The organism is Streptomyces sp. NPDC050147, assembly GCF_040660195.1.
GTDB lineage: Bacteria > Actinomycetota > Actinomycetes > Streptomycetales > Streptomycetaceae > Streptomyces.
This window is the reverse complement of the sequence record NZ_JBFALJ010000008.1, coordinates 16,523-37,263: the sequence shown is the minus strand read 5'-3', so window position 1 is coordinate 37,263 and position 20,741 is coordinate 16,523. Positions and strand designations below refer to the sequence as shown.

Annotated in this window: 14 protein-coding genes; 4 read left to right on the top strand and 10 right to left on the bottom strand. The window is 71.9% G+C overall.

What is annotated here, in order from left to right:
* Nucleotides 1-30: 30 nt before the first annotated feature.
* From AB0I94_RS14740 to AB0I94_RS14710, 7 genes are all read right to left on the bottom strand, one after another.
* Complete coding sequence (locus tag AB0I94_RS14740) at nt 31-1,977, bottom strand: substrate-binding domain-containing protein (protein ID WP_363309931.1); 1,947 nt, start codon at nt 1,975-1,977, stop codon at nt 31-33.
* On the bottom strand, nt 1,967-3,538 hold the full coding sequence (locus tag AB0I94_RS14735) for a sugar ABC transporter ATP-binding protein (protein ID WP_363309930.1): 1,572 nt from the start codon (nt 3,536-3,538) through the stop codon (nt 1,967-1,969). The genes AB0I94_RS14740 and AB0I94_RS14735 overlap by 11 nt, the downstream gene beginning before the upstream one ends.
* Nucleotides 3,535-4,551 (bottom strand): LacI family DNA-binding transcriptional regulator, encoded by a 1,017-nt coding sequence (locus tag AB0I94_RS14730; protein ID WP_363309929.1) that lies wholly within the window; start codon nt 4,549-4,551, stop codon nt 3,535-3,537. The genes AB0I94_RS14735 and AB0I94_RS14730 overlap by 4 nt, the downstream gene beginning before the upstream one ends.
* 196 nt (nt 4,552-4,747) lie before the next feature.
* Complete coding sequence (locus AB0I94_RS14725) at nt 4,748-6,022, bottom strand: DUF1266 domain-containing protein (protein ID WP_363309928.1); 1,275 nt, start codon at nt 6,020-6,022, stop codon at nt 4,748-4,750.
* A gap of 76 nt (nt 6,023-6,098) precedes the next feature.
* A complete protein-coding gene (locus AB0I94_RS14720; protein ID WP_363309927.1) occupies nt 6,099-7,388 on the bottom strand; it encodes a cytochrome P450 in 1,290 nt (429 codons plus the stop codon).
* Entirely contained in the window at nt 7,385-8,290 is a 906-nt protein-coding gene (locus AB0I94_RS14715; RefSeq protein WP_363309926.1) for an alpha/beta hydrolase, read from the bottom strand. Before AB0I94_RS14715 ends, AB0I94_RS14720 begins: the two co-directional genes overlap by 4 nt.
* A 277-nt stretch (nt 8,291-8,567) precedes the next feature.
* A complete protein-coding gene (locus tag AB0I94_RS14710; RefSeq protein ID WP_363309925.1) occupies nt 8,568-9,788 on the bottom strand; it encodes a hypothetical protein in 1,221 nt (406 codons plus the stop codon).
* 276 nt (nt 9,789-10,064) lie between these two features.
* Here AB0I94_RS14710 and phsA point away from each other — a divergent pair, with 276 nt between their 5' ends.
* From phsA to AB0I94_RS14695, 3 genes are all read left to right on the top strand, one after another.
* Nucleotides 10,065-11,978 (top strand): O-aminophenol oxidase PhsA, encoded by a 1,914-nt coding sequence (gene phsA / locus AB0I94_RS14705; protein WP_363309924.1) that lies wholly within the window; start codon nt 10,065-10,067, stop codon nt 11,976-11,978.
* 106 nt (nt 11,979-12,084) lie between these two features.
* On the top strand, nt 12,085-12,879 hold the full coding sequence (locus AB0I94_RS14700) for a S1C family serine protease (RefSeq protein WP_363309923.1): 795 nt from the start codon (nt 12,085-12,087) through the stop codon (nt 12,877-12,879).
* A gap of 209 nt (nt 12,880-13,088) precedes the next feature.
* The gene (locus tag AB0I94_RS14695) at nt 13,089-14,213 is read left to right on the top strand and encodes an aminopeptidase P family protein (protein WP_363309922.1); all 1,125 of its coding nucleotides are present in this window, start codon (nt 13,089-13,091) and stop codon (nt 14,211-14,213) included.
* A 29-nt stretch (nt 14,214-14,242) separates the two neighbouring features.
* Here AB0I94_RS14695 and treZ read toward each other — a convergent pair whose 3' ends face one another.
* Entirely contained in the window at nt 14,243-15,988 is a 1,746-nt protein-coding gene (gene treZ, locus AB0I94_RS14690; protein WP_363310139.1) for a malto-oligosyltrehalose trehalohydrolase, read from the bottom strand.
* Between the two features lie 162 nt (nt 15,989-16,150).
* Between treZ and AB0I94_RS14685 the strand changes: the two genes are divergently transcribed.
* Nucleotides 16,151-16,702, top strand: a complete 552-nt coding sequence (locus AB0I94_RS14685) for a DUF1707 and FHA domain-containing protein (protein ID WP_363309921.1) — start codon at nt 16,151-16,153, stop codon at nt 16,700-16,702.
* 38 nt (nt 16,703-16,740) lie between these two features.
* Here AB0I94_RS14685 and AB0I94_RS14680 read toward each other — a convergent pair whose 3' ends face one another.
* Together AB0I94_RS14680 and treY are read right to left on the bottom strand one after the other, a co-directional pair.
* Nucleotides 16,741-17,991 (bottom strand): M14 family zinc carboxypeptidase, encoded by a 1,251-nt coding sequence (locus AB0I94_RS14680; protein ID WP_363309920.1) that lies wholly within the window; start codon nt 17,989-17,991, stop codon nt 16,741-16,743.
* A gap of 246 nt (nt 17,992-18,237) precedes the next feature.
* Nucleotides 18,238-20,664: a malto-oligosyltrehalose synthase gene (gene treY, locus AB0I94_RS14675; protein WP_363309918.1), complete on the bottom strand. Its 2,427-nt coding sequence runs from the start codon at nt 20,662-20,664 to the stop codon at nt 18,238-18,240.
* Nucleotides 20,665-20,741 lie beyond the last annotated feature (77 nt).

Below are 20,741 nucleotides of genomic sequence, written 5' to 3'. Positions count from 1 at the left end.
TTCATCCGGCGGGGGCGCGAGGGAGTCGGGTCAGGAGAAGTCGGCCACGTTCTTCTCCGTTACCACCTTCACCGGGACCTTCACCATCGTGTCGACGTCCTTGCCGCGTACCGCCTTCACCGCGTTCCGCACAGCGATCCTGCCCAGCTCCTTCGGCTGCTGCGCCACGGACGCGTACAGCGCGCCCGACTCGACAGCCTTGAGCCCGTCGGGGGTTCCGTCGAAGCCGACCACCGAGACGGACGTGCCCGCCTTGCCGCCGAGCGCCTTGGCGGCGCCGAGGGCCATCTCGTCGTTCTCGGCGAAGACGCCGTCGATGCCGGGATTGGACTGCATGAGGTTGGTCATGACGTCCAGGCCCTTGGTGCGGTCGAAGTCGGCCGGCTGGGACGCGACGACCTCGATGCCGGGGTACTCCTTGATGCCCTCGGCGAAGCCCTTGCCGCGCTCGCGGCTGGCCGACGTGCCCGCGACCCCCTGGAGCGTGACGATCTTGCCCTTGCCGCCCAGCTTCTCGGCGAGGGTCTTCGCCGCGAGCTTGCCGCCCGCGACGTTGTCGGAGGCGACGAGCGTCGCCGCCTTCGCCTTGTTCACCCCGCGGTCGGCGGCGATCACCGGGATGTCCGCCTTGTTGGCGCCGCGCACGGCCGGTCCCACCGCGTCCGAGTCGACGGGATTGACGATGATCGACTTCATGCCCTCGCCGGTGAAGTTCTGCAGCTGGTTGGTCTGCTGCGACGCGTCGTTCTGCGCGTCCGTGACCGTGAGGTCGATGCCGGCCTTCTCGGCCTCCGCCTGCGCACCCTCCTTCATCTGGACGAAGAAGGGGTTGTTGAGGGTGGAGAGCGACATGCCGATCTTGGTCGTCGTGCCCGAGGAGCCGTTGTTGAAGAAGGAGACGGCGCCCACGACAGCGGCCACCAGCACGGCCGCGATCCCGAGCTTCAGCGCCTGCGGCCCCTTCTTCCCGCCACCGGCAGCCGCGCCGGTCGACGCGCCCGGGGTCGCCCCCGCCTTGCGGCGCAGTGTGTCGAGGAGGACCGCCAGAGCGATGACGACACCGATCACGACCTGCTGCCAGAAGGCGGAGACGGAGAGGAGGTTGAGGCCGTTGCGCAGGACCGCAAGGATCAGCGCGCCGATCAGGGTCCCGGACGCCTTGCCGACACCGCCCGCCAGGCTGGCGCCGCCGATGACGACCGCGGCGATCGCGTCCAGCTCGTACCCCTGCGCGGCCTGCGGCTGCGCCGAGACCAGACGGGAGGCGAGGACGATGCCCGCGACCGCGGCGAAGAGGCCGGACAGGCCGTAGATGACGAGCTTCTGCCGCTTCACGCGCAGCCCGGAGAGGCGTGCCGCCTCTTCGTTGCCGCCGATCGCGTACATGGAACGGCCGATGTACGTGCGGCCCAGGATGACGGCCGTGACCAGACCCATCACGATCATCACGATGACCGGGACCGGCAGCCAGCCGCCGATGGTGTCACCGAGGTTGGAGACCGAGTCGGGGAACGGGATCGGGCTGCCCTGCGAGATGACCAGGGAGAGGCCGCGGGCCACCGAGAGCATCGCCAACGTCGCGATGAACGGCGGGAGTTTGCCGTACGAGACGAGCAGGCCGTTGACGAATCCGCACGCGATGCCGGTGCCGACGGCGAGAACGATCGCGAGCCAGACCGGCAGCCCTTCGGACGTCGCCGACCAGGCGAGGACCGTCGCGGAGAGCGCGGCCACCGAGCCGACCGACAGGTCGATGCCCGCCGAGACGATGACGAACGTGACGCCGAACGCGAGGATCGCGGTGACGGCGGCCTGCACGCCCACATTGAGCAGGTTCTGGGTGGTGAGGAAGTCACCGGAGAGCAGCGACATCGCCACCAGGAGGACTACCAGGGCGCTCAGGGCGCCGTTGTCGAGCAGCACGCGGCGCAGACCGGTGGCGCCACCCGCGTTGCTCTTCAGCGTTTCAGTGGCCACGGGAGGCCTTCCCTTCGGTTGCTTCGTCTGTCTGAACTGCCGTACTGCTGACGGCGAGTGCCATCACCGCGTCCTGCGTCGCTTCGTCCGCCGCGAGTTCGCCCGCGATGCGGCCCTGCGCCATGACGAGCACGCGGTCGCTCATGCCGAGGACCTCGGGCAGATCGCTGGAGATCATCAGGACCGCGTGGCCGGAGGCCGTCAGTTCGTTGATGAGCTGGTAGATCTCGACCTTCGCGCCCACGTCGATGCCGCGCGTCGGCTCGTCGAGGATCAGGACCCTGGTGTCGGCGAGCAGCCACTTGCCGATGACGACCTTCTGCTGGTTGCCGCCCGAGAGCGTGCGCACGTGCTGGCCGAGCCCGGCCATCCGCACGCCGAGCTGCTCGGCGATCCGGGCTGCCGCGACGCGCTGGCCCTTGAGGTCCACAAGGCCGGAGCGGGTCGCCGAACGCAGCGTCACCAGGCCGAGGTTCTCCTGCACGGAGGCGTCGAGCAGCAGCCCCTGGCCCTTGCGGTCCTCCGGTACGAGGCCGATGCCGGCGCCCATCGCGGCGATCACGTCATGCCGGGGCAACCGTTCACCGCGTACGTCGACGGAGCCCGCGTCGTACGGATCGGCGCCGAAGACGGCACGCGCCACTTCGGTCCGCCCCGCGCCGACGAGCCCCGCGAGGCCGACGACCTCTCCGGCGCGCACCTCGAAGCTGACGTCGTGGAAGACGCCGTCACGGGTGAGGCCCTCGACGGTGAGCAACGCGGGCCCGGCGTCGGGCCGTTCACGCGGATACTGCTGCTCGATGCTCCGTCCCACCATCAGGCGTACGAGCTCGTCCTCGGCGGTCGACGCGGGCACTTGGTCGACGCTGCGGCCGTCGCGCAGGACGGTCACGCGGTCACCGAGCGCGGCGATCTCTTCCAGGTGATGGGTGATGAAGACGACGCCGACACCGTCCGCCCGCAACTGCCGCACGATCGCGAAGAGTTTGTCGACCTCCTCGCTCGTCAGGACGGCCGTCGGCTCGTCCATGATCAGGACGCGGGCCTTCAGGCTGAGTGCCTTGGCGATCTCCACCATCTGCAGTCGCGCGATGCCGAGTTCACGCACCTTGGCGCGTGGCGACACCTGCACGCCGACGCGCTGGAGGAGTTCCTCGGCGGCCGACTCCATCGCCTTCCGGTCGATCATCCCGAAGCGGCGTGGCTGGCGCCCCAGGAAGATGTTCTCCGCGACGGTGAGATCGGGTACGAGGTTGAACTCCTGGTAGATCGTGGCGATGCCGAGCCGTTCGGCGTCCTGCGCGCCGTGGATGCGGGCTTCCTTCCCGTCCACGAGGATGCGGCCGCTGTCGGGGCGGTAGGCGCCGGAGAGCATCTTGATGAGCGTGCTCTTGCCCGCGCCGTTCTCGCCGAGCAGGACATGGACCTCACCGCGGCGCAGGTCGAAGTCGACCGAGTCGAGCGCGACCACACCGGGGAAGGTCTTGCGTATCCCCTCGATGCGCAGCAACTCGTCGGGCCCGCGGTCGGCGCCGCGCGGCAACTGGTCCGTGTCGCTCACGTGTTGCTCCTCAGGTCGGTGGGGGACGCGCCGCAGGAGCGGCGTACGACGAGACGGGCGGGCAGGGTGACGGACCGGGGGCGCCTGCCCTCGATCAGGTCGACCAGGGCCTGCACCGCGGCCCGGCCCAGATCGCCGGTCGGCTGCGCGATGGCGGTGATCGGCGGATCGGTGTGCACGAACCACGGGATGTCGTCGAAGGCGGCGAGCGCGATGTCGTGCGGCACGCGAAGGCCGCGGGCACGGATCGCGTCGAGTGCGCCGAGCGCCATCAGGTTGTCCGCGGCGAAGACGGCCTGGGGCGGCTCGGGCAGTGCGAGGAACCGCTCGGTGGCCCGGCGTCCGCTGTCGGCCTGGAAGTCGCCCTGCCCGATGTGGTCGTCGGGCAGCGGGAGCCCGTACGCGGCGAGCGCCTCGCGGAAGGCCTCGACGCGCTCGCTGCCGGTGGTGGTGGCCGCGGGCCCGGCGATGATCGCGAGCCTGCGGTGGCCGACCGTGTGCAGGTGGGCGACCAGGTCACGGACGGCCTCGCGGCCGTCGGCGCGGACGACGGGGACGTCCACGCCCGGGATCCAGCGGTCCACGAACACCATCGGAGTGCCGGAGCGCGCGGTGTCGAGCATCAACGGGGAGCCGCCGTCGGTGGGGGAGACCAGGAGTCCGTCGATCCGGCGGTCCAGGAGTGTGCGCACATGGTGGTCCTGCAGCTCGGGCCGCTCGTCGGCGTTGCCGATGATCACGCTGTAGCCGAGCGCGCGGGCCGCCTCCTCGACGGAACGGGCCAGGGCCGTGAAGTACGGGTTCAGTACGTCGCTGATGACCAGGCCGAGGGTGCGGGTCTGGTCGGTGCGCAGTGAGCGGGCGACGGCGTTCGGGCGGTAGCCGAGGCTCTCCACCGCGGCGACGACGCGGGCGCGGGCGGCCGGGCTGACCGAGGGGTGACTGTTGAGGACGCGCGAGACCGTGGCGACGGATACGCCTGCCTCGGCCGCGACGTCCTTGATGCTCGCCATCGCCGGTCCACCTCCTTGTGGAATCGATTACACGGAGGATTGGAATCGATTACACGGGCGGGTGGCAAGCCCCTGAGGGGTCAGCGAGACCAGATTGTGATGCGAGACGCTCAGGTGAGCGGAGTGGCCCGAGTGGCCACCGGAGTGGCCCGAGTGGTCGCCGTCCCCACGGCGTCACGCGAGGACGGCGGCGGGATCACGCGAACGGCACCGTCAGCCACGGGCTGTCCGGATCGGAGACCAGCTCGCGGTGGGCCCTGAGCACCGTCGTGTACCAGTCGCCGAACTGCTCCTCGTCGAAGTGGAGGCAGCGGCCGAGGACGTAACCCGCGGAGAATTCCTCCCACGAGGTGTACGCCGACCGGGCCGCGTGGCTCGCGCGCTCGACGGCCGTCGCCAGCTCCGCATGGGTCGCGTAACGGGCGCCGCGCCCCCAGCGGGCCATCTTGGAGGCCCGCCCGATGTCCCAGGCCGCGACGGTGCGGACATGGCCGTCGGGCGCCAGGAGCTCGTCGGCGCGGAAGCGGGACTCGTAACGGATGATCTTGCCGACGAGGCCGCGCAGCGCGGCGACGAAGTCGTCCAGGTCCGGGTCGTCGCCCGGCTTGTGCGGGGAGTCGGGGCCACCGGACTCGGCTATGCGGTCGCGGATCGTCACCTCCACGCTCCGGCGCCACAGCTCGGGGTCGACGCGAGGGCCGAACCGCTCGATCAGCGACGTACGGGCGCCGAGCACGAAGTCCCAGTGCCAGGGACTCACTTCACGCTTCAGGAGCCGCTCCTGCGTGTCGAGCCAGTCCTCGCGGTTGTGCACGTCCCACCACTGCGCCAGGCGCTCGACCTCGGAGTTGTACCCCGCGCCGTGCCAGTCCAGGGTGTTCCAGGCGTCGCCGTTGGCGAAGCAGAGGTGGGCGCCGCAGGCCAGACCGTGCAGCAGGGCGGGGGAGTCCGGTGCGCCGGTGCGGCGGGTGTCGATGCGGTCGTGCAGGCGGCCGTCGACGTAGAGGTCCGCGTGCAGGTCCGCCCAGACGTCCCGCTCCTCCTCGGTCGTCAGGTAGAACTGCTGGCAGGGCGTGGCCGCGTTGACCACCAAGATGTCGATGTCCTGAGGCAGTTGGTCCGCGAGCGTGCCGAGCGTGACGAACTCGTAGACCACTTCCGGGTGCGGGCGCGGGAGCAGTCCGACGGTGTACATCTGTGCGATCCGGCGGCCGTCGGGGAGGTCGACGGTGAGAATCGGGCGCTCGGTCGCGCCCGGCTCGATGTCGGCCGCCGACACCGGGCGGTACAGGCCGGTGACGGCTATCGCCCGCAGGTAGGTGTACGCGTCGTCGGCCTCGCACAGTTCGTACAGGTGTTCTTCGAGGTCGGCCGGTGCCTGCCAGGGAGTGCCGTCTTCGGGGGCGTCGACGCTGGGGAAGACGTCGTCGTGGTACTCGTCCTCGGCTGCGGGGACGGCTGCGCCGTGCATGCGGGGGTCTCCGTGGTCGGTGGCGCGCGGGCTCGCGCGCGGGGGCTCGCGGTAGATCTTGAACCGTATCGGATGGCTACCGCGCCCCCGGCGCCTGGACCGGCAGCGCTTTCAGGCCGTTGATGAAGTTGGAGACAAGACGCCGCGGTGGACCGGCGAGTTCGAAAGGCGCGGCTCCGGTGGCGCGGAACTCCTCGTACAGGACGCATAGTTGGAGCCGGGCGAAATGTGCGCCCAGGCAGACGTGCGGGCCCTCGCCGAAGGAGACGTGAGGGTTGGGGGAGCGGGACAGGTCCAGGCGGTGCGGGTCCGTGAAGGCGCGTTCGTCGTGGTTGGCCGACGCGTGGAAGACGACCACCTTGTCCCCGGCCCGGACGGATCGGCCGGCAAGAACCGTGTCCTGGGCGGCCGTTCGTCGGAACGTGAGCACGGGCGGATGCCGACGCAGGAGTTCCTCCACCGCCGTGGAGACCGGAACATCGCCCTCGCGCAGGCGGCGGTACTCCCGCGGGTGCTCCATGAGCGCGAGGAGGCCGCCGGGCGCCGCGCCGCGCACGGTGTCGTTTCCCGCGACGGTGAGCAGGAAGAAGAACATCTCCAGCTCGGGGAGCTCGAGTTCGGGGTCGGTCGCCAGGGTGGTCATGATGTCGTCGGCGGGCACGCGCCGCTTGTGTGCCGCGAGGTCCTGCGCGTAGGCGAACATGTCGCGCAGCATCGCGGGGGAGCGTGGATTGAGCGGTTTGCCGTCCGGGCCGATGGTCGGCTCGCCTGCCTCGTCCGGGTCCTGGTAGCCGATCACGCGTCGCGTCCAGTGCAGCAGCAGACCGCGGTCGCTCTCGGGCACACCGAGGAGGTCGGCGAGGTTGAGCAGGGCGTAGTCGTCGGTGACGTCGACGACGAGATCGCAGGTGCCGTCGCCGTCACGGGCGCGGGCCACCGCCGCGTCGAGCAGGGTGCGGGCCCGGCCGCGGGCCAGGGACTCGAAGCGCTCCACACGCCTGGGTGTGAAGGCCCGGCTCACCAGGCGTCGCAGCCGGCCGTGTCGGGGCGGGTCCTGATTGAGCATCATGCGGCGGATGAACGGGAGGTCCGCCGGGTCGGGATCGCGGATCTGGGTGGCCCCCAGATGGGAGGAGTAGGTGGCTGAGTCCCTGAGCACGCGGACGACGTCCGTGTGCCGGGTCACCGCCCAGAAGCCGGGCCCCGCGGGCCAGTCGAGCACCTGCGGTTCGTGCTGCCAGGCGACGGGGTACCGGTCGCGGAGCACGCGGTAGCGCTCGTGCGGCACCCCGGCCGCGTACTGCCTGGGGTCGAAGACGTCGGGTACGCCGGGCAGGCCGGGCCCGGCGGCGAGTCCGACGCTCACGACGAGCCGTCGCGGCTTTCGCCGGCACTCTCGCCGCCGGCACTCTCACCGTCCGCGCGCTCGCTGTCCGCACTCTCACCGTCCGCGCGCTCGCTGTCCGCACTCTCGCCGTCCGCCCGCAAGAAGTCCTCCACGGCGCTCAGGAGGGCGAGCGGCGTCTCGTCCATCGCGTAGTGGCCCGCCTGGCTGAGTTCGGTGAGCTCGGCGCGGGCGTACCAGCGCAGCCAGGTCCGGCGCATCAGATCCACGCCCAGCGCGGGGTCCAGCGCCCCGACGACCGCGAGCGCCGGGACGGTCGAGCCCTCGACCCTGTCGTGGAAGTCCTCACGCGCCCAGGAGTCGAGCCAGGCCCGGAACGCCTTCGCGTCGCTGACGTCGAGCGAGCGCTCCACCATGCGGTCGAGCCAGGCCGCGGGCCGTGTGCCGCCGGTGGTGATGTCGATGATCGCGCGGCGGTTCCCCGGCAGCCGGTCGGCCTCGGCGAACAGCTCCCACTGCTCCGGCGGCAGGTCGAGGCCGGAGGCGGGCACCGGGGAGACGCCGACCAGCCTGCGGACCCGGTGCGGCGCGATCGCAAGGACCCGCTGGGCGACGCAGGCACCCATGGAATGGCCGATCAGCGAGAAGCGGTCCCAGCCGAGGCGGTCCGCCAGAGCGACGACGTCGGCGGCCCCCTCGGACGTCGAGTACGCGCCCGCCGCGTCCTTCGCCTCCCCGTACCCGCGCAGATCGACCACCGCGTACTGGAACGAGGCGCGGTCGAGGTCCGCGAGCACCGGCGCGTACGCCGAGCGGTCGGCGAACCAGCCGTGCACGGCGATCACCTTGTGAGGGCCGTCGCCCAGGAGAGCATGGGGGAGCTGGAAGGAGGGGGAGGCAGGGGAGAGGGGGGAGGAGGCCACGTCGACTCCGATCACCTTGAGGGAGGGCCGTTCGTGGCGGCCCGGGACCACGTTGACCCCAACACTGCGGGGCCGCAAGGGTGCAGTGCACGCTGACGACGGAGAGCGGGGCGTGAGCGGTGTGGGTCCCGGTGGAGGTGAGAACTTGGCGGACGGCCTGCGGCCGAGGCGCGCGGGTGGTCGCAACGTGGCATGGCCATCCGCCGACTCAGCTATGGCTCGACGAGGAGCCGGTCACCGGAGGCGTCCCGGCGGCAACAACACGGCGCGGGGAAACCTACGATTCCGCGGCCGGAGCGTCCACGGCCTTCCGCTCCAGCTCGGTCAGCCGTGCGTCCGCGGCCGCCCGGCCCTGGTCGGTGTCCTGCAGCGACCGGTGCAGACGCGCTGCCCGTATCGCCTGGGTGTAGTCGCCGATCAGCGCCAACTCATCGCGTAGTACGGCTAGTTGAGCCGCATCGGGACCAGTGTCGTCGAGCTGGCGGATCAGGTAGACACGGGCCGCCTCCACCATGCCCTGGTCCCGGGCGAGCTCCAGCCAGGTGGATTCCGGTTCGTCGTCGGGATCCGTCCCATAGTTGGAATCGTCGAACGAGCGCGCCCATGCCTGGACTTCACCGGCCTCCTCCGGAAGCCCGGCCAGACCGCACCAGGTGTCGTACGTCGTCTCGTGCACCTCGCGCAGCAGCGGCAGGTCCTCCGCAAGGCCGTAGAGCCCCACGAGGACGACGGCGAGCCGCAGTTCGTCGGACATGGAGGCGTCCGCCTCGTGTTTGAGGAGGTGGCGCAGGAGGGCGCGGTCCGTGTTCCGTCGGTCGTACTGCGCGGCCCGCAGTGTCGCCACCCTGCGCGCCCGGTTCTCCGCCACGCCGTCCCAGACCGTGCGGTCGCCCGTCCGCAGCAGGGCCAGGTCGGTGCGGCCCTTGGCGAGCACCTGTTCCCACAGGGGCGGGCGCGGATGCGGATCGAGGCGCCTGTACGCCAGGTGTTCGACGGCGTTGAGGAGGAGGTGGTCCGGTTCGGTACGCAGGAGCGCGGCGTGCAGGCGCGCGACGAGCTGCACGGGGGAGCGCTCGGGAAGCCCGAGCGCGGTCCGCAGTTCGGTGCGGCGCGCGTCGAGGTCGGGCACGCAGTCCTCGCGGAAGTCGCCCTCCGTGGCGGCGATCTCGGCGAGGATCCGCGCCTCGCCGTCGGTCGGCGACAGGCCTACGTAGTCATGCCAGCCGGGCAGGCCGACGAGGATCTCCAGGGCTTCGTCCACGCTGTCCCCGATGGTCCCGGCGGACCCCTCGGAATCGGCGTACAGCACGGAGCCGTCGCCGCACACGAAATACGTGCCCCCGGAATCGTCCCCCGCGATCGGTTCCAGCGGGCCGCCCGACGCGAGGCGGACTTCTTCGACGTGGTCCGCGCGGGACAGGTCGAATGCGAAAGGGAACGCGGCCAGCTCGGCCAGGTGCGGGTCCTGGCGCAGCAGACGGAGTGCACGTTCGGTCATGCTTCGAAAGTAACAGCGGTCACTGACAGCAGACCCACAACAGGACTCCCCGATTCCTACGGGCTTTCCGATACTTTTCCTGCGGAATGGGGGATTCGTGGAACTTCGCCGGGGCGCCGGGAGTCCTCTGGAGTGAGGGGCCGGCCACTGACCGGGCCGCCCAATCAGCCCCAGACAGGGGCCATTCGACCTCTGGGCAGAGGTCATTGCATTTGCATTGATCAGCGGAACTGGTCAATGCGACGGATCGACACGGGGGTGTTCATCTTGACGGACATGATCGAGCGCATCACGGACCGGCCGCCGGGTACGGACGCGGTGGCGGACGCGACAGGCGCGCAGGGGGAGCTGACGCCGTATGTCACGCCGTTGCCGGTGCCGCCGGTCCTGCGGCCGGACTCCGTCGACGTACGCGACGAGACCGATGTGCCCGCGGAGACCGAGATCGCGCTGCGCCCGGCCTGGATCAGGCTGCACCCGCAGCTGCCGCCGACCTTGATGTGGGGGTACGACGGCTGCGTGCCGGGCCCGACGATCGAGGTGCGCCGTGGCAGGCGCGTCCGGATCGCGTGGACGAACCGCATCCCGAAGGACAGCGAGTATCCCGTCACCGCCGTGGAGGTCCCGCGGGCCGTCCCGAGCCCCGGCACCCTGCCCGGGCGCGCGGGCGTCGAGCCGAACAAGGACGTGGCCGCGCTGCCGGCCTGGTCGGTGACGCATCTGCACGGCGCGCAGACCGGCGGGGGCAACGACGGCTGGGCGGACAACGCGGTGGGGTTCGGCGACGCACAGCTGTCCGAGTACCCGAACGACCACCAGGCCGTGCAGTGGTGGTATCACGACCACGCCATGAACATCACCCGTTGGAACGTCCAGGCGGGGTTGTACGGCACGTATCTGGTGCGGGACGACGAAGAGGACGCGCTCCGTCTCCCCTGTGGGGAGCGGGAGATCCCGCTGCTGCTCGCCGACCGGAATCTGGACACGGACGAGGACGGCCGTCTGAACGGCCGCCTGTTGCACAAGACCGTCATCGTCCAGGCCAAGAACCCGGAGACGGGCAAGCCGGTCTCGCTGCCCTTCACGGGTCCGTACAGCACGGTGAACGGCCGCATCTGGCCGTACGCGGACGTCGACGCGGCGTGGCACCGCTTCCGCCTGGTGAACGCGTCGAACGCCCGTATCTACGACCTCGTCCTCGTCGACGAGGACAACATCCCGGTGCGGGGCGTCCTGCACCAGATCGGCAGCGACGGCGGCCTGTTGCCGCGGCCGGTGCCGGTCGACTTCGACGAGGCGCTGCCCACGCTCACGGTCGCCCCGGCCGAGCGGATGGACCTCCTGATCGACTTCCGTGCGCTCGCGGGCAAGCGGGTGCGTCTGGTGAACAAGGGGCGCGGCCAGGCTCCCGGAGTGCCGGACCCGGCGAACGACGTGCGCTATCCGCAGGTCATGGAGTTCCGCGTGCGGAACACCGAGATCGATGACCCCTTCTCGCTTCCGGAGGTCCTCTCGGGCTCGTTCCGCCCGCTGAGCCACGACATCCCGCACGGTCACCGACTGATCGTCCTGACGCCGCCCGCCACGAAGGGCGGCGGAGGCCACCCGGAGATCTGGGAGATGACCGAGATCAAGGACGCGGGTGACATCCGGGTCCCCGCCGAGGGGATCATCCAGCTGCGAGGCGCGGACGGGAAGACCAAGACCTACCGAAGGACGGCCCGTACGTTCAACGACGGCCTCGGATTCACCGTCGCCGAGGGCAGCCACGAACAGTGGAGCTTTTTGAACCTCGCGGTGAACCCGCCCGTGACCCACCCGATGCACATCCACCTGGCCGACTTCCAGCTCCTCGGCCGCGACGCGTACGACACGTCAGGCTTCGACGTCACCGTGGGCGGCACCCTGGCCCCGATCGCCTTCGACCCGAAGACGGAGATCCCGCTGGCCCCGAACGAGCGCGGCTGGAAGGACGTCTTCCTGGTCCCCGGCGGCCAACTGCTGCGCGTGATGGGCAAGTTCGACGGTGCGTACGGCCGCTTCATGTACCACTGCCACTTCCTGGAGCACGAGGACATGGGCATGATGCGCCCCTTCGTGGTCATGCCTGAGGAGGCCCTGAAGTTCGACCACGGAGCGGGGCACGGCGGCCATGACGGCGGTGGCCACGAAGGGGGGCGCACGGGCTGACAGAGCCCCGGGCGGACAGCCAGTTCCGGCCGCACATCTGGACGTCACTCGTTCGTGAATCGTCGCGCCGCATCACGCCGGGTAGGGCTGTGGCCGGAGGCGAGCCATGGAACAGACTGCGTTGCGTCCCAAGCCGATGCCCGGACAGGAGCCCGGCGGCGGTAAGTCCGGTGACGGTAAGTCCGGCAGAGGCGGCAGATTCGGTGTCGGCCACAGACTCGGTGTCGGCCGGAGGCTGGGCATCGGGCGAAAGGCCCGCGCCGGGCTGACATCCGGCACGGGCCGCGGACCGGGGCCCGGCCACCGCCCGCACGCCGCGCGGCGGCGCGGCCGGCGGCTGATCACCCTGCTCTTCGGGCTGCTCTTCTCGGTGGTCCTCGTGCTGGCGGGGGTGGGGCTCGGCACCGTGAGCGCCACTGTCATCGGCATGAGCAAGCTCGCCGACATGCAGAAGCAGGCGCAGGCGCAGGGCGGCGCCAAGGGTCAGGGCGGGCAGGCGGCGCCGGGCGGGCAGGCGCCACCGGGCGGCCCCACCGGGCCCGGCACGCCGGCCGCTCCGGACCAGGCGTCCAAGCCCACCGCCCCGCCGGAGCCGCCGCGGAAGGAGCCGGGCAGAGCCGGGGAACGCCCCGCTCGCCCCACGCTCGGCGTGGAGGCCGTCGACGCTCCCAAGGGCGCGGGGGCCCTGCTCGTCGGCGTGCACAGCCCGGGGCCCGGCTACACCGCGGGTCTCGTACGCGGCGACGTACTGCTCGCCTTCGGAAGGACCCGCATCGCGTCGGCCAAGGCCCTGGCCGCCGCGGTCGCCGCCGCGGACCCGGGAAGGAACATCACGGTGACCGTCCGCCACCAGAGCGGAGGGCGGCAGTTCCTGTCGGTGACACCGGGCTTCGTGACATGACGTGACGGGGGGCCGCCCCAGGGCCCTTCCGACGGTCTCGGTGGCGTCGCGACGCCCGGCACGCACCCTCGCCGCGAACGCTGCTCCCTCGCCCACGGAGACCCGTCAGAAGGGCCTTAATCGGCTCGCGCACGCCCCGGGGCAGGGGCAGGATCGGCACCACCGGCACCGCGCCGTATCCGCCGCAGCGAGCAGCCCTGGAGGCCCCCATGACCGGCACCCCCGCGCCCTTCACCGCCGACGACTACAAGTCCCGCATGGACCGAGCCGCGTCCGGCGCCGCCGACGCGGGGCTCGCCGGACTGCTCGTCGCGCCGGGCCCCGACATGGTCTGGCTCACGGGGTACCAGCCGACCGCGGCCACCGAGCGGCTCACCGTCCTGGTGCTCGCCGCGGGCCAGGAGCCGGTGCTCGTGGTGCCGGCCCTGGAGGCCGCGGACGCGGAGTTGGCCGCGGGCGCGCCGGCGCTCTCCCTGCAGGACTGGACCGACGGCAAGGACCCCTATGCCGCGACCGCACCGCTCCTGGACGTCGACGGCCGCTTCGGGATCAGCGACAACTCCTGGGCCATGCATCTCCTCGGCTTCCAGAAGGAGCTGCCGAACACGTCCTACGTGTCCCTCACCGAAGCGCTCCCCATGCTGCGCGCCGTCAAGGACACCGCGGAACTGGAGCGCCTCTCGGCGGCGGGCGCCGCCGCGGACCGCGCGTACGAGGAGATCAAGAAGGTGCCCTTCGCGGGCCGTAAGGAGACCGACATAGCCGCCGATCTCGCCGACCTGCTGCGACGGTTCGGGCACTCCCAGGTCGACTTCACCGTCGTCGGATCCGGCCCGAACGGCGCCAACCCGCACCACGACGCGGGCGCCCGCGTCATCGAGAACGGCGACATGGTCGTCCTCGACTTCGGCGGCCTGCTGCACGGCTACGGCTCGGACACCTCGCGCACGGTGCACGTGGGCGAACCCGCCGCGCAGGAGCAGCGGGTCCACGACATCGTGCGCGAGGCGCAGGAAGCCGGCTGCGACGCGGTGCGGCCCGGCGCCGCCTGCCAGGACGTCGACAGGGCGGCACGGGCGGTGATCACCGATGCCGGGTACGGCGAGAGCTTCATCCACCGCACCGGGCACGGCATCGGCGTCACCACCCATGAGCCGCCCTACATGATCGAGGGCGAGGAACTGCCGCTGGTGCCCGGCATGTGCTTCTCCGTGGAGCCCGGCATCTATCTGCCGGGCCGCTTCGGAGTGCGCATCGAGGACATAGTGACGGTCACCGAGGACGGCGTACGGCGCCTCAACTCCACGCCGCGCGAGCTGGCGATCGTCAACTGACGGCCCCGGCCCGGTGCGCCGCTCGGGCCTCAGGGCGTCGCGAGCACCGCGCACGACTCGGCGGGCAGCCGCAGCAGGCCGTCCGCTCCGGGCGCGGTGACCGGCTCCCACGCCGCGAGCACCCGTGCGCCCCGGCCGCCCAACGGGACGTCGGCCGCCTCCTTGCCGATGTTCACCGCGATCCGCAGGTCGCCGCGCCGGACCGCGAACCAGCGCTCCTGCTCGTCGTACGCGACCCGGAGCGCCGCCAGGTCGGGGTCGCGGAGGTCACCGCGGGTGCGGCGCAGGGCGATCAGTTGGCGGTACCAGGCCAGCACGCGCGCGTGGGGGTCGGTCAGGGGCTCGGCCCAGTCGAGACAGGAGCGGTCCCTGGTGGCCGGGTCCTGCGGATCCGGAATGTCACCCTCGGCCCATCCGTGCGACGCGAACTCCCGCCGCCTGCCCCGCCGTACGGCCTCCGCGAGCTCCGGATCGGTGTGGTCCGTGAAGAACTGCCAGGGCGTCGAGGCGCCCCACTCCTCACCCATGAACAGCATGGGCGTGAACGGTCCTGTGAGGGTGAGCGCCGCCGCGCAGGCGAGCAGGCCGGGGGAGAGGGTGGCGGAGAGCCGGTCTCCTTGTGCGCGATTGCCGATCTGGTCGTGGGTCTGCGTGTAGCCGAGGAAGCGGTACGCGGGTGTCCGGGCGCGGTCCACGGGGCGGCCGTGCCTGCGCCCCCGGAAGGTCGAGTACGTTCCGTCGTGGAAGAAGCCGCCCGTCAGCGTCTTGGCGAGCGCGGCGAAGGGGGCTCGGGCGAAGTCTTCGTAGTAGCCGTGTGCCTCACCGGTCAGGGTGGTGTGCAGTGCGTGGTGGAAGTCGTCGTTCCACTGCGCGTGCAGGCCGAGACCGCCCTGAGCGCGCGGGGTGATGACCCGCGGATCTCCCTGGTCGGACTCGGCGATCAGCGAGAGCGGCCTGCCGAGCTCGTCGGACAGCTCGTCCACGGCCGCCGAGAGCTCCTCCAGGAAGTGACGCGCGCGCGTGTCCCGCAGCGCGTGCACCGCGTCCAGACGCAGCCCGTCCAGACGGTAGTCGCGCAGCCAGGCGAGCGCGCTGCCGATCAGGTACGCGCGCACCTCGTCCGAGCCCGGGGCGTCGAGGTTGACCGCCGCGCCCCAGGGAGTCTGGTGGGTCTCGGTGAAGTAGGGCCCGAACGCGGGCAGATGATTGCCGGAGGGGCCGAGGTGGTTGTGGACCACGTCCAGCACGACGCCGATGCCGTGCGCGTGCGCGGCGTCGACAAATCGTTTCAGCGCATCGGGCCCGCCGTACGGCTCGTGCACGGCCCACAGGGAGACACCCTCGTACCCCCAGCCGTGCCGCCCCGGGAACGGGCAGAGCGGCATCAGCTCCACATGGGTGATGCCGAGCTCCGCCAGGTGGCCGAGCCGCCCCGCCGCCGAGTCGAGCGTGCCGTCCGGTGTGTACGTGCCCACGTGCAGCTCGTACAGGACCGCGTCCCGCACTCCGCGCCCCGCCCAGGGCGCGCGCCACGCGTACCGGTCGTGGTCGACGACGGCGCTGAGCCCGTCGGGGCCGTCCGGCTGGCGCCGGGAGCGGGGATCGGGCAGTACGGGGCCGTCGTCGAGCGAGAAGCCGTACCGCGTCCCGTCGGCGGCGTCCGCCTCCACCGTCCACCACCCGGCCCGGCCGTCGGCACGCCGCAACGCATGCGTGGCGCCGTCGCACAGCAGTGCGACACGTTCGGCTCCCGGTGCCCACACCTCGAACTCCACCGACAGTTCCCCCTTGTCTGCCATCCGCTGTCGTCCGTCCGTCCGTCCTCATCCGTACGTCATCCGTGGTGACGTCGGTTCCATCGTGCTGCAGAAGTGATCGGTTCGCGGTCGTTACGCGTTTTCTGGACACCCCGGCCGAGCTGACCGACAATCACCAGGGTGACGTCGTCCTTTGAGATCCACACGTACCCCGCGCGGCTGACCGACGCCGAGCGTGACAGGGCGCTGAAGGTGCTCAGGGAGGGCGCTGCCCTCGGCAAGCTGTCGCACGACACATTCGTGCGGCGCATGGAGCTGGCGCTCGCCGCCCGGCAGCCCGATGAACTCGCGGCGCTCACCGCGGATCTGCGGACCGAGGGTCGTCTCTCGCGGGCGGTGTTCGGCACCGTCGGCGCGGTCTCAGGGTTCACGGTGCGGCTGCGCAGGGCCTGGCAGGCCGAGAAGCTCCCGAAGCTGCTCCTGCCGGCGCAGGGGAACCCCTGGCCGCTGCGGATAGGCCGCGATCCCGCGAACGGCCTCAGGCTCAGCCACGAGACGGTCTCCCGGGTGCACGCCGAGCTGAGCAGGCAGGGCGGCATGTGGGTGCTGCGCGACCTCGGGTCGACCAACGGCACGTCCGTGAACGGCCGCAGGGTGATCGGCGCGGCCGTCGTCCAGGACGGCGATCAGGTCAGCTTCGGGAAGATGGGCTTCCGCCTCTCCTCCTCGTGAAGGCTGCTCCAAGGAAGGACGCGTGCCCGTACGTGCGGTCAATCGCCCCCCGCGCGCGCGTGGCGCGCGGCGGCGACCGTCGTCCGTGACTGGTGCTCGACCTGGTTCTCCAGCGGCACCCACCGCGCCCCGAAGCGCTCGGCGAACGCGTCGCTCCAGTCCAGCACGAGCTGCTCCAGGCGGGGCGCGGCCCGGTCGCCCGCCGCGTCCAGGACCCGCAGCAGCATCGCGGCGGCCCGCAGCGGAAGGCGGCGTCCGAAGGCGTCGACGCTCCCGATGTACGCCATCGACGTCCCCGCGGGCGGCAGCCCGGCCCAGTCGTCGGCGAGGCCGGGCACCAGGTCGAGCGCCCAGCGCGCCGCGCGCAGCAGGGGTCCTTGCGCCTCCGGGAGGCGCGGCAGCGCCTCGCCGAGGATGTCCTCGACCAGGGCCGCGTCGTGGCGCAGCCGCCGCGAGAAGCCGCGCAGGGCCAGGGCCGGGGAGGGATGGGCGGCCGCGTCGCCCACGAGGTCGCTGGCCCACATCGGGACCTCGACGATGGCGGTCAGACCGCCGTATCGGTGGGCGTGGTGCCAGGTCGTGTGCCGGGCGTCCTCGGGCAGGCTCGGATAGGCGGCCGCCGAGCCGGGGCCCGGCAGCACGTGCACCCCCGGCCCCGAGACCGGCCAGCCCGCGGCGTCCGAGGCCCCCGTTTCCACCGGGATGCGCAGCTCGGCCGCGGACTTGGCGAACGGCTCCGCGAGGCCCGGGATGTCCCGTGTCAACTGCACCCAACTGCCGCCGAGATCGGTTCCGTGCAGCGACACCTGCAAGTAGGGCCGCAGTTCGTCGATGACGCCGGTCAGGGCGCGGGTCTCGGGAGGCAGCCGGTCCGGCGGCAGCACCGAGGGGGACCACTCCGGCTGCTCGGGGCCCGCGGGACGGAAGAAGTGCCGGTGGTAGTCGAACAGGGTGCTCGGGGCGGGCGTGCGGTGCAGGTTCGCGCCGTCCGGGTCGGCGCACAGGAGGAAGTGCCAGGAGGTGTCGGCACGCAGGTCCTCGTCCCGCAGGGCCCATTCCGCGAGGTGCAGCAGTGTCGAACCACCGGTCGGTTCGTTCGAGTGCGCGCCGGCGACGACCAGGACGGCGCGCGGGGAACGGCCGACGGACAACAGGTGCAGAGGTCTTCCGGCGCGCGAGGCGCCCACTTGGCGCAAGGTGCTGAGCTCAGGACGGTTGGCGGCCAATCCACGGGCGCGGAGCACGAGTTCGGCCACATTGGGATAGCGCTGGTCCGCCAGTTGGCTCACCCCCGTCTTGTCCGCCGGCGCAATCCGCAGTACGCCACGGGGCCGGGCACGTGTCAAGCGTGCGACCGGGCGGACCCGGCACCCCTGGCCTGCGGCGCAGGGCGGCACTTCGGCCCGGCCGCCGCCCTGGCCGCGCTCGCCGCCGAGAGCGGCCTGCGGGCCCTGCTGGACGCCATGCCGGGCCTGCGCCCGGCACCCTGCTTCGGACCCGCGCCGCAGGGCCTCCCAGCACGGGCCTCACGCTGCCTACTCGTCAACCCTGGTTGAGACCCTCTCCAGCAGCACCACCGGCAGCTCCCCGAAAAGCTCCTCCACGCGTGCGTGCCCCGTGAACTCCCGCCCCCGGGTGAGCAGATCCGCCCAGCGCCCCTCCGGCAGCCCCAGTTCCGTGGAGCGCCAGCCGCCTGCCTCCGCCAGGCGCAGGGAGAGCCGGGTGACCGCCGCGATCACCTCCCCGGAGCGCGCGAAGGCCACACAGTGCGCCGCGCCGGGGCCCCGCGCCGCCAACGGCTCGTACGTCGTCGCGCCGCCGAACAGCTCCGGGCGGCGCCTGCGCAGCCGCAGCGCGGTCGCCGTCAGCGCCAGCTTCTCCTCGGAGAGGTCCCAGCGGTCGCGGTGCTGCTCCAGGTACTCAAGGACGTGCGGCTGGAACCGCACGGGCCGCCGGTTGTCAGGGTCGACCAGCGCCCGGTACTCGCCCTCCGTGCCCTGGTAGAGGTCGGGCACTCCTGGCATCGTCAGCTGGAGCAGCGTGGCTCCCAGGACGTTCGCCCGCACATGAGGCCGCAACCCGTCGGCGAACTCCGCGACGGTGTAGAGAGGCGGCCCGCAAGGCCCCGCCTCCACGAACGCCGTCACGGCCTTCTCGTACGCCTCGTTCGGCTCCGTCCAGCTCGTGTGCAGACCCGCCTCGCGCACATGCTTGAGCAGGGCCTTCTGCAGCCGTTCGTCGTAGGGGAAGCCGAAGCCGACGGCCGTCTGCCAGGCCGCCCAGGCCAGTTGGGGGTCCGGCGCGCTGGCGCCGCCCATCCGCGCGGTCTGCTCGGTCACGTCGACCAGGAGGTCGGCCCACCGCTGTGGGCACTGCGTGAGGACGGCGATGCCCGCCCGCACGTCGGCGCTGCGCTTCGTGTCGTGCGTGGTGAGCACCGTCCCCGCGTACGGCCAGTCGCGCTGCACGCGCGCGCAGTAGGCGTGAAAGGCCTCCGGGGACACCGCGGGGCGCTCGGGAGAACCGCCCACCTCGGCGGCCGAGAGGAGCGGCGCGTGCCGGTAGAACGCCGTGTCCTCGACCGCCTTGGCCCGCAGCGCCGACGAGACCTGCGCGAACCGCGCGCGGAAACCGTCGACCGCCGGCCCCGGCCCCAGCCGCCCGAGGACCAAGTCCCGTACGACATCGACCGCCTCGGCCTCCTCCCGCACCGCGAAGGCCGCCTTCGCCTCCTCGGCGGCCCCCACCGTGAGCACCGAAGCCGGTTCGGCGCCCCCGGTGACGTAGGGCCGGTAGACGGGAAGCCGCACGAGCAGCTCGAGGAGGGCGGTGCGCAGGGCCCACGGCGCGTGGTCGCGCAGCGCGGGGTCCGCGGCGCACAGGGCGGTCGCCTCGCGCGTGAGGCGGTCGGTCTCGGCGGCCAGCTCATGGGTGAGCACCTTGTACGCCGCACGCCGCACCGTCGCGTCCCAGTCACCGCCCCGGTCCACCGCGGGGGCCGTGAACCGGCGGTACTGGCCGAGGAGCTCACCGGCCCCCGCCGGGTCCGTGAAGAGGCCGTCGAGGTGCCGCAGCGCGTCGTACCCGGTGGTGCCCGCGACGGGCCACGCGGCGGGCAGCTGCTCCCCGTCGGCGAGGATCTTCTCGACGACCGTCCAGCGCCCGCGTGTGGCCTCCTGGAGCCGTTGGAGGTACGCCCCCGGGTCCGCGAGCCCGTCGGGATGGTCGATCCGCAGCCCCTCCACCACCCCTTCCCGCAGCAGTTCGAGGATCTTCGCGTGGGTCGCGTCGAACACCTCGGGGTCCTCGACGCGCACCCCGATGAGGTCCGAGATGGTGAAGAAGCGCCGGTAGTTGAGCTCCGTACGGGCAAGGCGCCACCACGCGAGCCGGTACCACTGGGCGTCGAGGAGCTGGGGCAACGGCAGCTCACCGGTGCCTTCCCGCAGGGGGAACGCGTGTTCGTGGTAGCGCAGCACGTCGCCGTCCACCCGCAGGCGCTCCAGCTCGTCCCCGATACCGCGCCCGAGCACCGGAAGCAGCACGCGCCCCTCGCCCGCCTCCCAGTCGATGTCGAACCACCGCGCGTACGGCGAATCGGGGCCCTCCCGCAGCACCTCCCAGAGGGCGCGGTTGTGGCGCGGAACCGCCGCCATGTGGTTCGGCACGATGTCCACGACCAGGCCGAGCCCGTGCGTCCGCGCGGTGCGCGAAAGGGATCTCAGCCCCTCCTCGCCCCCCAGCTCGTCACGCACGCGCGCGTGGTCCACGACGTCGTAGCCGTGCGTGGACCCCGGGACGGCCTCAAGCACCGGCGACAGGTGCAGATGCGAGACCCCCAGCGATGCCAGGTACGGGACGGCCGCCTCGGCGGCGTCGAACGGGAACTCCGGCTGAAGCTGCAGTCGGTACGTGGCGGTGGGCGGCGGCGGGACCGCGGGCTCTGAGCGCTCAGGCGTCATGCGAACGTACGTACCCGCCTGGCGGGCTTTCGTGCCATCGACTCATGCTTCTGGGGGGCACGGTGTCGCTAGCTTCG